The sequence below is a fragment of the Fulvivirga sediminis genome (assembly GCF_016757215.1).
GTDB lineage: Bacteria > Bacteroidota > Bacteroidia > Cytophagales > Cyclobacteriaceae > Fulvivirga > Fulvivirga sediminis.
In genome coordinates, this window is sequence record NZ_JAESIY010000011.1 from 95,284 (window position 1) to 111,392 (window position 16,109).

The 16,109-nt window shown below is 37.3% G+C and carries 10 protein-coding genes; 7 read left to right on the plus strand and 3 right to left on the minus strand.

The window, feature by feature from the left end; genetic code table 11:
• Positions 1-72: 72 nt before the first annotated feature.
• The 3 genes from JL102_RS18785 (at position 73) to JL102_RS18795 (ending at position 3,301) form a co-directional block, all read left to right on the plus strand.
• Positions 73-1,611, plus strand: a complete 1,539-nt coding sequence (locus tag JL102_RS18785) for an SDR family NAD(P)-dependent oxidoreductase (protein ID WP_202245999.1) — start codon at positions 73-75, stop codon at positions 1,609-1,611.
• 33 nt (positions 1,612-1,644) lie between these two features.
• Positions 1,645-2,418, plus strand: coding sequence for a tRNA pseudouridine synthase A (locus tag JL102_RS18790; RefSeq protein ID WP_202246000.1), 774 nt, complete (start codon positions 1,645-1,647; stop codon positions 2,416-2,418).
• Positions 2,419-2,572: 154 nt separating this feature from the next.
• Positions 2,573-3,301 carry a TlpA family protein disulfide reductase gene (locus JL102_RS18795; RefSeq protein WP_202246001.1) on the plus strand — a complete coding sequence of 243 codons (729 nt, stop codon included), beginning with the start codon at positions 2,573-2,575 and terminating at the stop codon, positions 3,299-3,301.
• Between the two features lie 56 nt (positions 3,302-3,357).
• On the opposite strand, the gene serA is transcribed toward JL102_RS18795, so the two are convergent.
• Positions 3,358-5,253, minus strand: coding sequence for a phosphoglycerate dehydrogenase (gene serA / locus JL102_RS18800; protein WP_202246002.1), 1,896 nt, complete (start codon positions 5,251-5,253; stop codon positions 3,358-3,360).
• A gap of 481 nt (positions 5,254-5,734) precedes the next feature.
• Here serA and JL102_RS18805 point away from each other — a divergent pair, with 481 nt between their 5' ends.
• Positions 5,735-6,016: a hypothetical protein gene (locus JL102_RS18805; RefSeq protein WP_202246003.1), complete on the plus strand. Its 282-nt coding sequence runs from the start codon at positions 5,735-5,737 to the stop codon at positions 6,014-6,016.
• Between the two features lie 58 nt (positions 6,017-6,074).
• Here JL102_RS18805 and pgi read toward each other — a convergent pair whose 3' ends face one another.
• Positions 6,075-7,721, minus strand: a complete 1,647-nt coding sequence (gene pgi, locus JL102_RS18810; RefSeq protein ID WP_202246004.1) for a glucose-6-phosphate isomerase — start codon at positions 7,719-7,721, stop codon at positions 6,075-6,077.
• A 388-nt stretch (positions 7,722-8,109) separates the two neighbouring features.
• On the opposite strand from pgi, the gene JL102_RS18815 reads away from it, so the two are divergent.
• From JL102_RS18815 to JL102_RS18825, 3 genes are all read left to right on the plus strand, one after another.
• Complete coding sequence (locus JL102_RS18815) at positions 8,110-10,335, plus strand: PAS domain S-box protein (protein WP_202246005.1); 2,226 nt, start codon at positions 8,110-8,112, stop codon at positions 10,333-10,335.
• 74 nt (positions 10,336-10,409) lie between these two features.
• Positions 10,410-11,726 carry a BNR repeat-containing protein gene (locus JL102_RS18820; protein ID WP_202246006.1) on the plus strand — a complete coding sequence of 439 codons (1,317 nt, stop codon included), beginning with the start codon at positions 10,410-10,412 and terminating at the stop codon, positions 11,724-11,726.
• An 18-nt stretch (positions 11,727-11,744) separates the two neighbouring features.
• Entirely contained in the window at positions 11,745-12,908 is a 1,164-nt protein-coding gene (locus JL102_RS18825; RefSeq protein WP_202246007.1) for a glycoside hydrolase family 88 protein, read from the plus strand.
• Positions 12,909-12,976: 68 nt separating this feature from the next.
• Here JL102_RS18825 and JL102_RS18830 read toward each other — a convergent pair whose 3' ends face one another.
• Positions 12,977-16,084, minus strand: a complete 3,108-nt coding sequence (locus JL102_RS18830) for an efflux RND transporter permease subunit (protein ID WP_202246008.1) — start codon at positions 16,082-16,084, stop codon at positions 12,977-12,979.
• Between the last annotated feature and the right edge of the window lie 25 nt (positions 16,085-16,109).

A 16,109-nucleotide genomic window follows, 5' to 3' on the forward strand; every position in this document is an offset into this window, starting at 1 on the left:
GAAAATATTAGACTAATAAGAGGACCTTTGCAATAAAGGAAAGCTTATATTCGTGCGTTATTTTGAATGATTATGGATCCGAATTTTGAGTCTGACAAGACAATAAAAGAAATTGATATTGAGCAATGTATTGACACTTTGAAACTGTTAGTGTCAGACAGAGAGAAGCTTGTGCTTTTACCTGAAGATAAAAAAGTAGAATTAATTACGCTAGCAGGTAAATTATCTAGGCCGGATAGAGATGAGATTAGAAAGCGTAACAGGGTAAAAAGAAAAGCTCAGAAGGAGGTGGTAAGGCAGCAAGATAAAGAAGCAAGGTCTACCACTGGAATTAGAAGTGCAAGAGAAGCGGTAGTTTTTACCGCACCTAAACTTCTGGAAGGGCATGAGCAAAAAGAAGGTAGAACCATGAGTTCGCCTAGAAACTGCTACGTGTGTAAGAAGGAATATACAGTACTTCATCATTTTTATGACTCTATGTGTCAGGAATGTGGAGATTTAAATTATGCCAAGAGATTTCAAACGGCTGATCTTACAGGTCAGGTGGCCTTAATTACAGGTTCTCGTTTAAAGATTGGTTATCAGGCTACTTTAATGATGCTTAGGGCAGGTGCCACGGTTATTGCTACCACTCGTTTTCCTGCAGACTCTGCCATAAGGTTTGCTAAAGAAACAGATTTTTCTGATTGGGGACATCGATTAAAAATTCATGGATTAGATTTAAGGCATATTCCTAGTGTAGAGCTCTTTGCTAGCTACATAGAGCAGCAGTATGACCGGTTAGATATATTAATCAATAATGCTGCGCAAACTGTAAGGAGACCAGCAGGTTTTTATGCTCACCTGATGGAGAATGAACGCTTGGGATTTCATGATCATTCGAAAGAGGTTCAAATGCTTCTGCACGACCATGAAGACTTGTTACATCACCTGTTAGATAGCGGTAAGGAAAATAAAATGGGCCACCTACCTGTTACCTGGAATAGTCAAGAGCCGGGTATTGGTATACGAGCTTCAGCACAGCTCTCACAAGTGCCTTATAAATTTGATAATTCTCTGGAGGCTGCAGAAGTATTTCCAGAAGGTAAACTAGATGCTGACTTACAGCAGGTTGATTTAAGAAAAACCAATAGCTGGAGATTAAAACTTGGCGAAGTTCATACCCACGAAATGCTTGAAGTACAGCTCGTGAATTCTATAGCGCCATTTGTACTTTGTAATCGACTGATTGATCTGATGCAAAGAGACCATACAGGGAAGAAGTATGTGGTGAATGTAACTGCTATGGAAGGTAAGTTTTACCGTTTTAAAAAGGAAAGCCGTCATCCGCACACCAATATGGCCAAAGCAGCTTTGAATATGCTTACTCACACTGCTGCCGGAGATTTAGGGAAAGAAGGTATATTTATGAATGCGGTAGATACCGGTTGGGTTACAGATGAAGATCCCGTAGAACTAGCTAAAATAAAGCAGGACAAGCATGACTTTCAGCCTCCTCTGGACATTGTAGATGGCGCGGCACGTGTTTGTGATCCGTTTTTTGATGGTATAAACACTGGTAAGCACTGGTGCGGACAGTTTTTAAAAGACTATTTCCCTATAGATTGGTAAACCGAGTAGGAGAGATGGCCTACCTTTGAGGTAATGAAAAAATATTATTACCTCATTCATTTTCAATTTTTAGGCTTTCGATATCATGGTTGGCAAAAGCAGCCACAGGTAAAGACCGTGCAAGGAATGCTGGAAAAGACCCTTAATTTTGTGCTAGGCCATGATAATTATCGTACTTTGGGTTCCTCACGCACAGACGCTATGGTGTCCGCAGAAGTAGGAGTCTTTGAACTGTTTACCCGAGAGCCCATTGATACTGAGTCTATTTTCAACTTGTTAAACTTAAACTTGCCCAGTGATATAAGAGCGCTCAAAATTGAGGAGACTGACAAAGATTTCAACATCATACAGCATTCCAAAACAAAAGAATATCTGTATCTTTTTTCTTTTGGAGCAAAAAACCATCCTTTTGCTGCTCCCTTTATGAGCTACATTATCCAGAATTTAGATCTGGATGTGATGAAGCAAGGGGCCAAACTGTTTCAAGGAGCTCATAATTTTAAGAACTATGCCTATAAACCTTCAGAAGTCACCGTTTTTGATCGAGTAATTGATGAAGCTGAAATTGTAGAGAACGATCTTTATAAGGCTAACTTCTTCCCAGAGAAAAGCTACATATTTAGAGTAAAAGGAGAGGGCTTTATGCGTTATCAGGTACGACTGATGATGGGCGCCTTATTTCTGCTAGGCAAAGGAGAGATTACTCTGGCGGACCTACAAAAATCTCTGGAAGATCCTGATTATGGATCATTTAGCTATATCGCCCCGGCCTCGGGCTTGATTTTGAGGGGCGTGGAGTTTAAGTAAGATGAGTAACTTATTTTATGATACTTCACGAAAGTGGAGAGACAATTGGCGCTTAAGATTGATATAGTGACATATATAGGCTTATTTAAGAATTGAATTTTTGGAGAAATTTGGTGATTGAGTTTTTTTCAAAATCACATAAAAAGAAAAGATCATGATGAGGTATATTGTATTTTTATTTGGGCTAATAATATTTACTGGTTGCAATAACCAAAAGGAAGACAATGCCGCTTCGGAAGCGCAACCCTCTACAACTCAACTCTACTATAAAGATCTCATTGCAGAAAAAACGCTCACCAAAAATGAATACCAGCATTTTAGAAAAGAACTGCAAGACAAGTATGCTGATAATAGTGCTGTTACCTTTCATCTTTATGATAAAAACACTAAAGAAGATTCTGTTATTCAGGAGTTTAAGTATACTGTAAAACAAGGCCATAAGTATCTATACAGCGGGTCTAAAGCGGCTTTGTTTAATTATTTGGATTCACCTTTTCCTAATAAGGAGCTTACAACGCTTAATGGCGATAAAATTACGTTGGCAGGAGGAGAAAAGCCCATGCTAATTAATTTTTGGTTTACTCAATGTGCTCCATGTGTTAAGGAAATGCCTATTCTCAATAATTTGCAAAACAAGTATAAGCAGCAAATGGATTTTGTGGCGATTACTTTTAGCAAAGCTGAAGAGGTTGAGAAATTCCTGTCCAAGCACCCATTTACATTTACCCAAGTAACTAATGCAGCCAGTTTTATTGATGAACTAGGCATTATGGATTATCCCACCACGATATTTATTAATAAAGACGGAAAACTAATCTATATAGAAGCAGCCGTGTTGGGCAAAGGAGAGGAGTTTGAGCAGTTGATTGAGGAATTGATTTAAAACAAAAAATCCCCTAACAAGAGGGGATTTAATAATTATTTTAAGTTTGGAGGCTATTAATAAAGTACTCTAAACTTAATAGTATGTTCTATTTCTTTCAAAGCTTCAATTATATGCGGATCATACTCCTTATCAATGTCGGTGATTACATAACCAATAGTTTCATTAGTTTTAAGATATTGACCTACAATGTTGATATCATGATCAGCCAGTGCTTTATTGATTTTCGCCAGTATGCCGGGCATATTCAGGTGAATATGAATTAGGCGATGCGCATTATCTAATGATGGCAGCTGGAGGTTAGGGAAGTTCACGCTGTTAGAAGTGCTTCCTGTGTTAATGTATTCCATGATTTTACTTGGAACAAACTGAGCAATGTTTTCTTGCGCTTCTATAGTACTACCTCCAATATGCGGGCTTAGAATAGTGTTAGGCAAAGAGCGTAATTCTGAAATAAACTCATCTGCATTGCTTTTAGGTTCCTCAGGGAAAACGTCAATAGCTGCTCCTGCTATTTTACCACTCTCAATATTTTTCTTCAAAGCAGCAATATCTACCACATGACCACGGCTCAGGTTAAGGAAGATAACATCATCTTTCATCCATTCAAATTCCTGTTCACCAATCATGTTTTTGTTTTCAGGGCGACCGTCTACATGTAGAGTTACAATGTCAGAATTATTAAGTAATTCCTCTAGAGAATCAGCTTTGCGAACATTACCCAAAGCCAGTTTTTCTGTAACATCATAATAAGTAACAATAAGCCCTAACGATTCAGCTAAAACTGACAACTGAGCGCCAATATTACCATAACCGATAATACCTAACTGCTTGCCTCTGATTTCATAACTACCTTTAGCGGATTTATCCCATTGTCCTTCATGCATTTTAGCAGAGCGATCGAAGAGCTGTCTCATCAGAACAATAATTTCTGCTATGGCTAACTCCACTACAGATCTGGTATTGCTAAAGGGAGCATTAAATACAGCCACACCTTTTTTAAGGCATGCCTCCAAGTCTATTTGGTTAGTGCCAATACAGAAAGCACCTACGGCTATCAATCGGTTAGCACTTTCCAGTACTCTGGCTGTAACCTGCGTTTTAGAGCGTATACCTAATATGGATACATTCTTTATTTTTTCGCAAAGTTCGTCTTCATCCAGGCCGGCAGGGTAAACTTCTACATTATAGCCTTCTTCCTTCATCAGCCTAATGGCCTCTGGGTGGATGTTCTCCAACAGAAGTACATTAATTCTATTTTTGGGGTATGATATAGCTGTATTCAATTTATTCAAGTATAAAAATTCGTCTAAACTAGGAGTAATATGATCTGCCTTTTCCAATACACTGGCTCTTTCTACATTTTCAGTGAAAGCATAAAACTTGTTAGCCAGTCCGGAAGCTTTGATTTCATAGTCGGTGTATCCGTCTCCAATCACATAAACGTCTCCGTGCAGATCTAGTTGTTTAAGTTGCTCTACTTTTCCATTATTAACAGAAAGTACATTGTCTTTATCAAAACCAATGATATCTCCCTTGTCGTCAAATACAAATGAATTAGCAAATACGTTCTCAGCTTTTACACCATATTCTGTTACAATAGGAACTATGAAATCACGGAAACCATTAGAGATAATAAAAATATTTTCTGATTCCGAGGTTAAAAATTCTCTGTTTCGCTTGAAACTTTTTGAAACAAGCTTTTTCAGCGCGTCCACTAATGGGGCTAAATGCTTTTTGTTGGCTCCTAAAAGCTCTACCCTTTGTTCTAAAGACTCTCTAAAAGTGAGCCTTCCGCTCATACCTTCATCGGTGATATCTTTAATTTTTTGCACGCGCTCCTCTTTCTCAGGATTTCCGTCCAGAGCTATCTCTGCCAATACATCTAATGCCTCTACCTGAGTAAAAGTGCTGTCGAAATCTATGACAAAATATTTATTACCGTTTTGCATGGTTTTATTTTATTTCGAGAACGAAATAACGGGATATACTTACCTTTTGAAAGTGTTTTGGTGAAAAATATTATAGTTTCAATATCAATCGTTTGCAAATGTATAATTCATAAATAATTTCCAGATTACTTATTCTATCTTTCTTAAGGGTATCGGTTATCACTATACGGTGGCCTTAATAAATATCAATCGATTTACCAATTCTTCCTTATTTTTAACTTAAACCACTAAGATTATTTACTCGTGGTGTACTTAACAGAATAAATATTTAGGCGATTTTACATGGAAAAATTTTAAAAATTCTCAAACACAGGATGAAGCACAAAATGGTGCTTTTCCATGCAGTTATTCTTGCGGTTACTTATTTGTAGTTACACTTCTTCTTTATGCCTACCAAAAGATATACTTCTTTAAAGGAAAAGCCATTGTGTTTAATGAAGGGCGAATATCTAATTGTTATTCAATTATTTACAATAATGAAATGGTAGAAATACTTTGTGTTATAATTAAGGACTTTACCCAGGCAGCAGAAAATCTGGCGGCTTCCATAGCATCATTAATTACAGCTACCAAAACCAATTTATTATTGGTTGAAACTCAGAATAAAACCACTGAGCTCGCTTCTGTGGAAGAGGAGGTAAGGCAGAAATTGGAAGAGATGCAAGCCACTAATGAAGAGATGAATAGAAAGGAGAAAGAATGCCTTTCACGAATCAATGATCTTGAAAATGAAATAAAGAAGCTTAAGGGATATTTTACGTAGTTATATGAAAAGGCCGTTTCTGATTTAAAGAAAGCGGCCTTTTTTGATTTAAAAGCTATTACTTTTTCAAGGCTTTATACTTATTAATTAAGCCATTAGTAGAGCTGTCGTGAGAAGTTACTTCTCCTTCAGCTTCCAGCTCAGGTAAGATTTTCTTAGCCAATTGCTTGCCTAGCTCTACACCCCATTGGTCAAAACTGAAGATATTCCAGATTACTCCCTGAACGAATATTTTATGTTCGTACATGGCAATAAGGCTACCTAGTGTTTTAGGAGTAAGTTGCTTAAACAAGAATGAGTTAGTAGGCCTATTTCCAGAAAATTCCTTGAATGCAGGCAAGAAGGCTTTTTCTTCTTCGCTTAGGCTGCCAAGCTCTTCAAGTACTTCTTCTTTAGTTTTACCATTCATCAAAGCCTCTGTTTGAGCAAAGAAGTTGGCCATGAGCTTATCGTGATGATCTCCTAATGGATTATAGCTTATAGCAGGGGCCAGAAAGTCGCAAGGAATAAGCTTAGTACCCTGATGGATAAGCTGATAAAATGCATGCTGACCATTAGTACCAGGTTCTCCCCAAATGATTGGACCTGTTTGATAGTCTACAGGTTCTCCATTTCTATCTACAGACTTACCGTTACTCTCCATATCTCCTTGCTGGAAATAGGCAGCAAAACGATGCATGTATTGATCATACGGCAATAAAGCATTAGATTGAGCTCCGAAGAAGTTGTTATACCAAATTCCTAGTAAACCCAGTATTACAGGTATATTTTCCTCAAAAGGTGTTGACTTTAAGTGATTATCCATGGCATGGGCACCTTCCAATAATTCTTCAAAGTTTTTATAGCCAATAGTGCAAGCTATTGATAAACCTATTGCAGACCATAAAGAGTATCTTCCGCCAACCCAATCCCAGAACTCAAACATATTCTGTGTGTCTATTCCAAATTCTGCTACAGCCTCAGCATTAGTAGAAATAGCTACAAAGTGTTTCTTTACATGATCCACATCTTTAGCTTTCTCTAAGAACCAATCTCTGGCACTATGAGCATTAGTCATAGTTTCCTGAGTGGTAAATGTTTTGGAGGCAATCATGAATAGTGTGGTCTCAGGATCTGCCTTTTTTAAAGTTTCGGCTATGTGAGTAGCATCTACGTTAGATACAAAGTAAGTGTCTATATTCTCTTTTTTATATGGTTTTAAGGCTTCTGTAACCATTACTGGGCCTAAATCAGAACCTCCAATTCCAATATTAACAATGGTGGTGATGTTTTTTCCTGAGTATCCTTTCCATTCACCACTGATAATGGCGTTAGAAAAAGTTTCTATTTGCTTTAAAACTTTATTAACATCAGGCATCACATCAGCACCATCTACTTTTATAGGCGTGTTAGATCTATTGCGTAGGGCTGTATGTAGTACCGCGCGCTTTTCTGTTTTATTGATAAGTTCACCTGAAAACATGCCGTCAATCGCTTCCTGTAGCTTTGTTTCTTTGGCAAGCGAGATTAAAAGGTCAAATGTTTCCTGATTAATTCTGTTTTTTGAAAAGTCGAACAGGATATCTTCAAATTGCAAGTTGAACTTATTGAACCTTTCCGCATCTTCTTTAAAAAGGTCTTTCATGTGTACCTGTTTTATCTCTGAAAAATGTTTTTCCAGTTTCTTCCAGGCTTCTGTTCTTGTGGGTGTAATATTTGGAAACATAAGAATCAATTTTAAAACTTTAGTAGGGCGAATTTATGAAAGTGCCCAAAACAATGAAATATAAACCAACTATAAATGTGAAAGTTGCTCAGAAGTGTGGTTTTTATGAATAAAAACGCACATCCATAAATTGGAATAATTTCCTTCCCGAAGATTTCTGCAACTAAGAAAATGATGCTTATGTCATTTTAGGCACTTTTTGGTCATGGCACGATAATTCATAATAAAATTATATGATTATAAATCATGTAAACAAATTCTGTTTATTACATCAACAAGAAGTTGATATGGTTTAACAGTAACCGAAGCGATTGAATAGAATTGGATTTTGCTTGGCTGTTTCAGATTAATCATGAAAAGAGGCATTTTTTTACTAACGAAGGAAATTATGAAAATTAGAACTTCAATATTAGTCACTTCTTCAATAGCACTCGCCGGAGTGTTGGTGGCAGCTATGGTGTTTTTTGTGCAGCAGAGGATTATACGCACTTATGAAGAATATATGCCTTATACGGTGCTCGGTGACGAAGTGGAGGGGTTAATCACTAAGTCTCACTTGCATTTAGAAGAGCATTTATCAGGTACTATGGCTGTTGATCTTCAAAAAGATGTTTTTGCCGGTTTTTCACAGGCAGATAAATTATTGAATCAAGCAAAGAATGCTGAGGATAGTGAATTAGGTAAATTCCATGGTTTGGAAGATAAGAAAGTAGATCAGCTTATTAATCAGAGTATTAGTGCCATTAATAGGTTAAAGTCATTAGCGGAAAAAAGGGTTAGTAATAAGAAAACTACTGTTAAATCTGCTTTTAATGAGACTTATGATTTGCTAGAGATAGATCTGGAAAGTTTGATAGCCCATGTACAGGAGAAAACAGAAAATGATGTTGCAGATCTCAAGTTACTATCTTTAATATGTATTGCAGCTATTTTGCTGGTGGTGTCATTGCTGGGTGTACTCACCTATAAGGTGCAAAACCGAATAGAAGTTGCAAGAGAGATGAATGAATTAAAGCTTCAAAACGAAAATGAACGTATTAATAATCTCACTAATTTCGTGGAATCAATAGCTTCTGGTGACTTTAGTACGGCTTTGGAGGTGAGCGATGATGATTCTTTTGCCTCCACTTTAGTGAAAATGAAAGATCAGCTTTATGCCGGCAAACAAGAAGATGAAAAAAGGAATTGGATTAACTCTGGTCTTGCCAAATTTTCTGAGTTGCTAAGAAATAGAGATAATCTTGAGGAAGTTGCAAATGATATAGTAAGTAATCTTGTAAGGTATTTAAAGGCTAATCAAGGTGCTCTTTTTGTAGTTGAAGAAGAAGAGAGTGATCAGTATATGGAATTGAAGGCATCTTATGCTTATGATAGAAAAAAATATATAAAGAGGAAAATATACCGTAAAGAAGGTCTTGTAGGGCAGTGTTGGTTAGAGGGCGATAAAATCCTTTTGAAAGATGTGCCTCAAGACTATATGAATATTACTTCAGGCGTAGGGGATGCAGTACCTTCGGAAGTAATCATAGTTCCGCTAAAAATTAACGAAGAGATTTATGGAGTCATTGAATTAGCGTCGTTTTCTGAATTTGAAAATTATCAGATAGACTTTTTAGAGAAGGTGGGAGAGAATATAGCCGGAACTCTCTCTGCTGCTAAAAATAGTGAAACAACACGTGCATTACTACAATCTAGTCGAGAGCAATCTGAAATGCTCAAATCTCATGAAGAAGATTTGAGACACCATGTGGAAGAACTAAAGGCAACTCAAGAAGAAATGGAACGCGTTTCAGGAGAAATGTCGGAACAGATAAAAGCAGTAAATACAACACTAGGTATTGTAGAGTTTGACTTAAAAGGAGTAATTAGAGATGCGAATGAAAAATTCATTAATTTGGTAGGTTATACTAAAGAAGAGTTGGTGGGCAATCATCATAGAATGCTAGTGAGCTATGAAGATTCTACAAGCGATTCTTATGCAAGCTTCTGGTCTAAATTATCAAAGGGAGAAGCTTTTACAGGAGAGTTTAAGAGAATAAGTAAAAAAGGTAAAGAAATTTGGATAAAAGGTATATACAGCCCGGTTTTAAATACCAATGGAGAACCGATAAGAGTAGTGAAATATGCATATGATATAACCAAAGAAAAGAATCAAGGAAAATATATGGCTAAGATAGCCAATGAAATGTCCGAGCAGCTAAGGGTTATTAATGCTACCATGGCTACGGTAGAGTTTACTATGGATGGCACTATACAAGGTGCTAACCAAAACTTTCTTGACCTTATGGGGTATGAAAAAAGCGAGCTTTTAGGAAAACACCATAGTATGCTAGTTGAAGCCAAAGAAAGGGACGGAGAGGATTACAAAGCATTTTGGAGTAGACTCGCGGCAGGAGAGTCTTTTAATGGAGAATTTAAAAGAATAAGACGTGGAGGCTCACAAGTATGGATCAAAGGAATGTATAGCCCAATATTGAATAATGAAGGGGTGCCGGTAAAAGTGTTAAAAGTAGCTTACGATATTACTTTGGAGAAAACTCAGGAACGAATAATGAAAGAGCAACTACAGCAGCTTAGAGACTCTAGAGCTCTTAGTAGTAGTGGAGTAAACTAAGATTTTATAAAAATGATAATTAAAATCACATTCCTAAGGGGTGTGATTTTTCTTTTTTTTGCTAGATTCATGAAATGAAATCTTATTTGGCTTTCACTGTCTTTTTCTGTATTTCATTTCAATCTTTTTCACAGACCAGTTATTCTAACATATCTAAGGCCTGGTCAAAGAACTCAGTTAATGCCGTTATCTTTCGAAAGAACTCGCTAGTGACTTACGGAGAATATCAGTTTGCCGCTTATTATTATGAGGATCGGTCTGTGGTATTGGCTAAACGTAAGCTTGGCAACAGGCAGTGGGAATTCAGGAAAACTCAGTATTTTGGAAATGCACAAGATGCTCACAACACTATCAATATCATAGTAGATGGCGATGGTTACCTTCATGTAGCGTGGGACCAACATAATAATCAACTACATTATGCCGTGAGTAATGCTCCCTTGTCGCTAGACCTAGGAGCAGCTATGAGCATGACCGAGCAAGACGAGGACTATGTTACTTATCCAGAATTTTATAAAATGCCTTCCGGTGATTTAACTTTCTTATATAGGAATGGAGAATCTGGGAGTGGTAATTTAGTACTTAAAAGATACAATTTAAAACAAAAAAGATGGGAGGGCCTTCAAAGAAATCTTATCGATGGTGAAAATGAGAGGAATGCTTACTGGCAGGCCATCGTAGATAATAAAGGAGTAATTCATCTTTCTTGGGTGTGGAGAGAAACCTGGGATGTGGCCACTAATCATGATATGTGCTATGCGAGATCTAGAGATGGAGGTAAAACCTGGGAAGATTCTAAAGGCAAAGTTTATCAATTGCCAATTAACCAAGCAAATGCAGAAATCATTTATAAAATACCTCAAAATAGCGGTTTAATCAATCAGACTTCGATGACTGTAGATGCAAAAGGAAATCCCATTGTGGCTACTTATTTTAAAGATAGAAAGACCGAGATACAACAATATCAAGTGATATATTTTGATGGTAGCTGGCATTGTTCAGCCGTATCAAAAAGAAAAGAAGGCTTTGATTTAGGTGGTGGAGGAACCAAGAAAATACCTATTTCCAGACCCCAGATTTTGTATGGTAATTATGATGGAGTGCCTTTTGGGATGCTAATATACAGAGATCAGGCCAATGGTAATAAGGCTTCTGTTTATATTAACCCTGAATTTCCGAGAGGAGACTGGTTTTCGATAGATCTATGGAATAAGAGTCTGGGCGATTGGGAGCCTACATATGATTCAGAGCTTTGGAGAGATTATCAAATACTCAGTCTCTTTGTTCAAAATGTAGAGCAGGTAGATGGAGAAGGCCTTTCTGAGCAGGAACCGTCCATGGTTTATGTACTCGATTTTAAGCCTTACCTAGATTTGAAGAATAGGAAATAATCATAACCTCAACCAATAATGAAAACTACTTTCACTTTTTTAATTACTGTATTTTTATTTTTTAACGCTTGTACTCCTGATAAATTAGCCGAAATGAGTCGTGAGAACTTTGAAGATGGAGCTTCTCAATATAAGTATATGATGAAGAAACTACCTGACGGAGTTTTTCCTAAGACATTTGAAAATGGAGAATTTAAAACCAGTGGCAGTGGCTGGTGGTGTAGTGGGTTTTATCCAGGTTCTCTAATATATCTTTATGAGCAGACCAAGGATGACAGCTTGCTTATGGAAACTAAGCGGATCCTGGAAATTCTAAAAAAGGAGCAATATAACACTACTACTCATGACCTTGGCTTTATGATGTATTGCAGCTTTGGTAATATGCAGACAATAGATCCCAAACCAGAATACAAGGAGATATTATTGAATAGTGCTAAGTCACTTTCATCTCGGTTTAGCGAAAAAACGGCTTGTATAAAGTCATGGGATTCCAAAAAAGAAGATTTTTTGGTGATTATAGATAATATGATGAATCTGGAACTGCTTTTTTGGGCTACTCAAGAAACAGGAGATTCTACTTATTATGATATTGCGGTAACGCATGCTAATACTACTATGGAAAATCACTTTAGACCAGACTATAGCTCTTATCATGTTTTAAATTATGACTCACAAACAGGAGAAGTCAAAGAAAAAAGAACCGCTCAAGGCTATGCTGATTCTTCTGCCTGGGCTCGTGGGCAAAGCTGGGGGTTATATGGTTATACTGTAGTTTATCGTTTTACTCATGACGAGAAATACCTGAAGCAAGCAGAACATATCGCCAATTTTATTTTGAACCATCCTAATTTGCCTGAAGACAAAATTCCTTATTGGGATTATGATGTTCCTAATATACCCAACGCCAAGAGAGATGCTTCTGCTGGAGCCGTTATGGGTTCTGCATTTTTAGAATTAGCTAAATATGTTGATCAAGAGAGTGCAGATAAGTATAAAGCTGCAGCTAAAACTATAATAGAAACATTATCTTCTCCAGAATATAAAGCGGAGATTTGTACTAATGGAGGTTTTGTGCTTAAGCATAGCGTTGGTCATTTTGATCAGGGTACTGAGGTGGACGTGCCGCTTACTTACGCTGATTACTATTTCTTCGAAGCCATGAAACGCTATTTGGAGTGGTAGTTTAAGTTTCAGAATACCTTAGAAAAAAGAAAAGACCGCCTCTATTAAGTGAGGCAGTCTTTAACGAATCAACCAGCAAGGTTATCGTATTTATCTTCTTTTCTATAAGCCAGATAGAAGAGCTGTGGCAAAACTGTAAATGATAATAGCATACAGATGATTAGCCCACCACAGATCATAATGGCCAGAGGTTTTTGTACTTCAGAACCCATTCCGTTAGACAAGGCAGCCGGCAGGAGTCCAAGAGATCCCATTAGTGCTATCATTACTACAGGTCTGATACGGCTGTAAACTCCTTCTGAAATAGCCTCTTTTAATGGCATTTTAGCTTGTAAGTTTTCTTTCATTACGGCCACCAGTATAATACCATCAATGGTACATACTCCAAAGAGGATGATAAAACCTATACCTGCAGATATGCCGAAGATGGTACCTGTAAGCCAAAGCGATACAAAACCGCCTAAAAAAGCGAAGGTAACGGTAGATATGGCTATGAGCATATCCTTCACATTGCCAAAATTCATGTAAAGTAAGAATACAATGAGTAAAAGAGCCGCAGGTACAATAAGAGTTAACTGCTTAGTAGCTCTTTCCTTACTTTCAAACTCACCAGCCCATTCCAAACGGTTGTTTTTAGGGAAATGAAGTTGCTCATTCACTTTTTTCTGAGCCTCAGCAATAGTACTACCCAAATCTCGGCCTTCAATACTAAAACCAACCGCAGTGTAGCGGCTGCTACCATCTCTATATATAAATGCAGGGCCTGTTTTAAAACTGATATCTGCTATTTCTTTCAGTTGTATCTCTTTGTCGGTTAGGGTAGGTATGAGTATATTCCCTATAGAAACTTCGTCATTACGGTAGATTTCATCAAAACGTATCTGAATGTCAAATTTTCTTTCATCTTCATAGAAATAAGACGCTGTTTTTCCTCCAATGGCCATTTCTACTACGGTTTGAGCATCTTCTGTATTCACTCCATATTGAGCCATTTTCGCTTCATTGAGCTGAATTCTGAGTTCAGGGAGGCCAATGTTATTGTATACTTTTATGTCTGCAATGCCATGAACCGTTTTTAAAACTTCAGCTACTTCATTGGCCTGATCTTCCATTTTATATAGGTCATCGCCAAATATTTTTACTACCAAAGAGCTTTTTACTCCTGCCACAAATTCTTCTACGTTATCCTGAATAGGTTGGCTAAACCCAAAATTGATTCCAGGGAAAACCTGCAGGCTGTCTTTCATTCTGCTAAGCAGTTCTTCTTTGGTTTCATCTCTTGCCCATTCATCCTGCGGCCGTAGTTCTATATGAAACTCATTATTGAAAAATCCGGTTGGGTCAGTTCCGTCGTTAGGTCTACCAGTTTGGTTCAGTACAAATTTCACTTCATCAAACTCCCTAAGCTTTTTCTTAATTTCTTTCCCTTTTTTTACAGATTCCTTTAAACTCACACTGTTAGGCAAAGTAGCTCTTACATATACGGCCCCTTCATTAAGCTGAGGAATAAACTCTGTACCATAATTCATAAAGTGAACTATACAGGCAATGAATATGGCCGCAAATGTGGCTAGTGTAAGCTTCATGTGTCTGGTAGTCCACTTAAAGAGTTTATAAATATTCTCTCTGAAGAAATTGACCACTGGGTTATTGATCGGTTTTACATTCTTCTGTAGCATCACTTTACACATGGCAGGCACAAAAGTAAGGCTGAGTATTAAAGAGCCAAGCAGTGCATAACCTAGTGTATAAGCCAGTGGAGTGAACATTTTTCCTTCTACCTTTTGAAAAGAGAAGATAGGGAAGAGGGCAATGATCAATATCAGCTGAGAAAAGAAAATGTGTGGAGCTACTTTACTGATGCTACTTTTAATAGTTCCTGATTTTATCAGCTTGTTGAATTTTGTTAATCCATACTGAGTGGATTTTTCCTCGAGCCTCACATAAACGGTTTCTACAATAACCAGTGTACCTTCTAGAAGAAGCCCAAAATCAAGAGCTCCCATAGAGATAAGGTTAGCAGGCAACCCTTGTATTCTTAGTAAAGTAATGCTGAATAAAAAAGATAATGGTATTACCAATGCCACGGTAATGGTGGTTCTCCAATTAAATAGAAAAATAAGCACTATCACAGAAACCAAAATGATACCTTCCATGAGGTTTTTACTCACCGTTTTAACGGTAGTATTTACCAGTTCTGTTCTGTCAATAAAGGGTTTAATTTTTACATCAGAAGGTAAAATTTCATTGTTGAGCTGATCTATTTTTTCTTTCAGTCTTTCTATTACGGCTGCTGGGTTTTCACCTCTAAGCATTACCACTATGCCTTCTACTACATCCTCATTATCGTCAAGACTTACCTGGCCGAGTCGTGGTTTAGCCGTTTTCTTTACAGTGGCAATGTCTTTAACTAATACCGGCACTTCTCCTCTTACATTTATAAGTGTATTCTCTATATCACTGATAGAAGTAAGAAGCCCCACACCACGAACCACATAGGCTTGTGTTCCTTTTTCAATTATATCACCACCTACGTTTATGTTGCTTTTTGAAATAGCTTCGTAAACATCAAGCGGAGAAAATTCATATTGCTTTAAGGCTACAGGATCAACTTGTATTTGATAGGTCTTTTCTTCACCACCAAAACTTTGTACGTCTGAGATGCCAGCTACAGCTAGTAGTTCCCGCTCTATCGTCCATTCCTGGATAGCTGTAAGCTCTTTAATTGGGCGATTACTTTCTATTATATATCTAAAAATCTCCCCGGTGGCACCATATGGCGGATCTATTTCCGCATCAGCACCTTCAGGCATATCTACACCCTGTAAGCGGTTAGAGGCATATTGCTGAGCATAAAAATCGTCTACTTCATCATCAAAAATAACGGTAACCACAGATAGGCCAAACAATGAAATAGATCGGACACTAGACTTTTTAGGAATAGTGTTCATTGACTTCATAATTGGTAAAGTAATGAACTTCTCTATTTCCTCTGCACTACGGCCAGGCCACTGGGTAATAATCCTTGCTCTGGTATTAGTTACATCAGGAAATGCTTCTATAGGAGTGTGGATGTAGCTTATTATACCGGCTATAGCTAATAGTATAGTGAGGAAAAATACGATAATAGAATGGCGCAACGCAAAGGATACGATTCCATTGGTGAAATTTTTCATAATATTTTTTTTAAGGAATCAGATT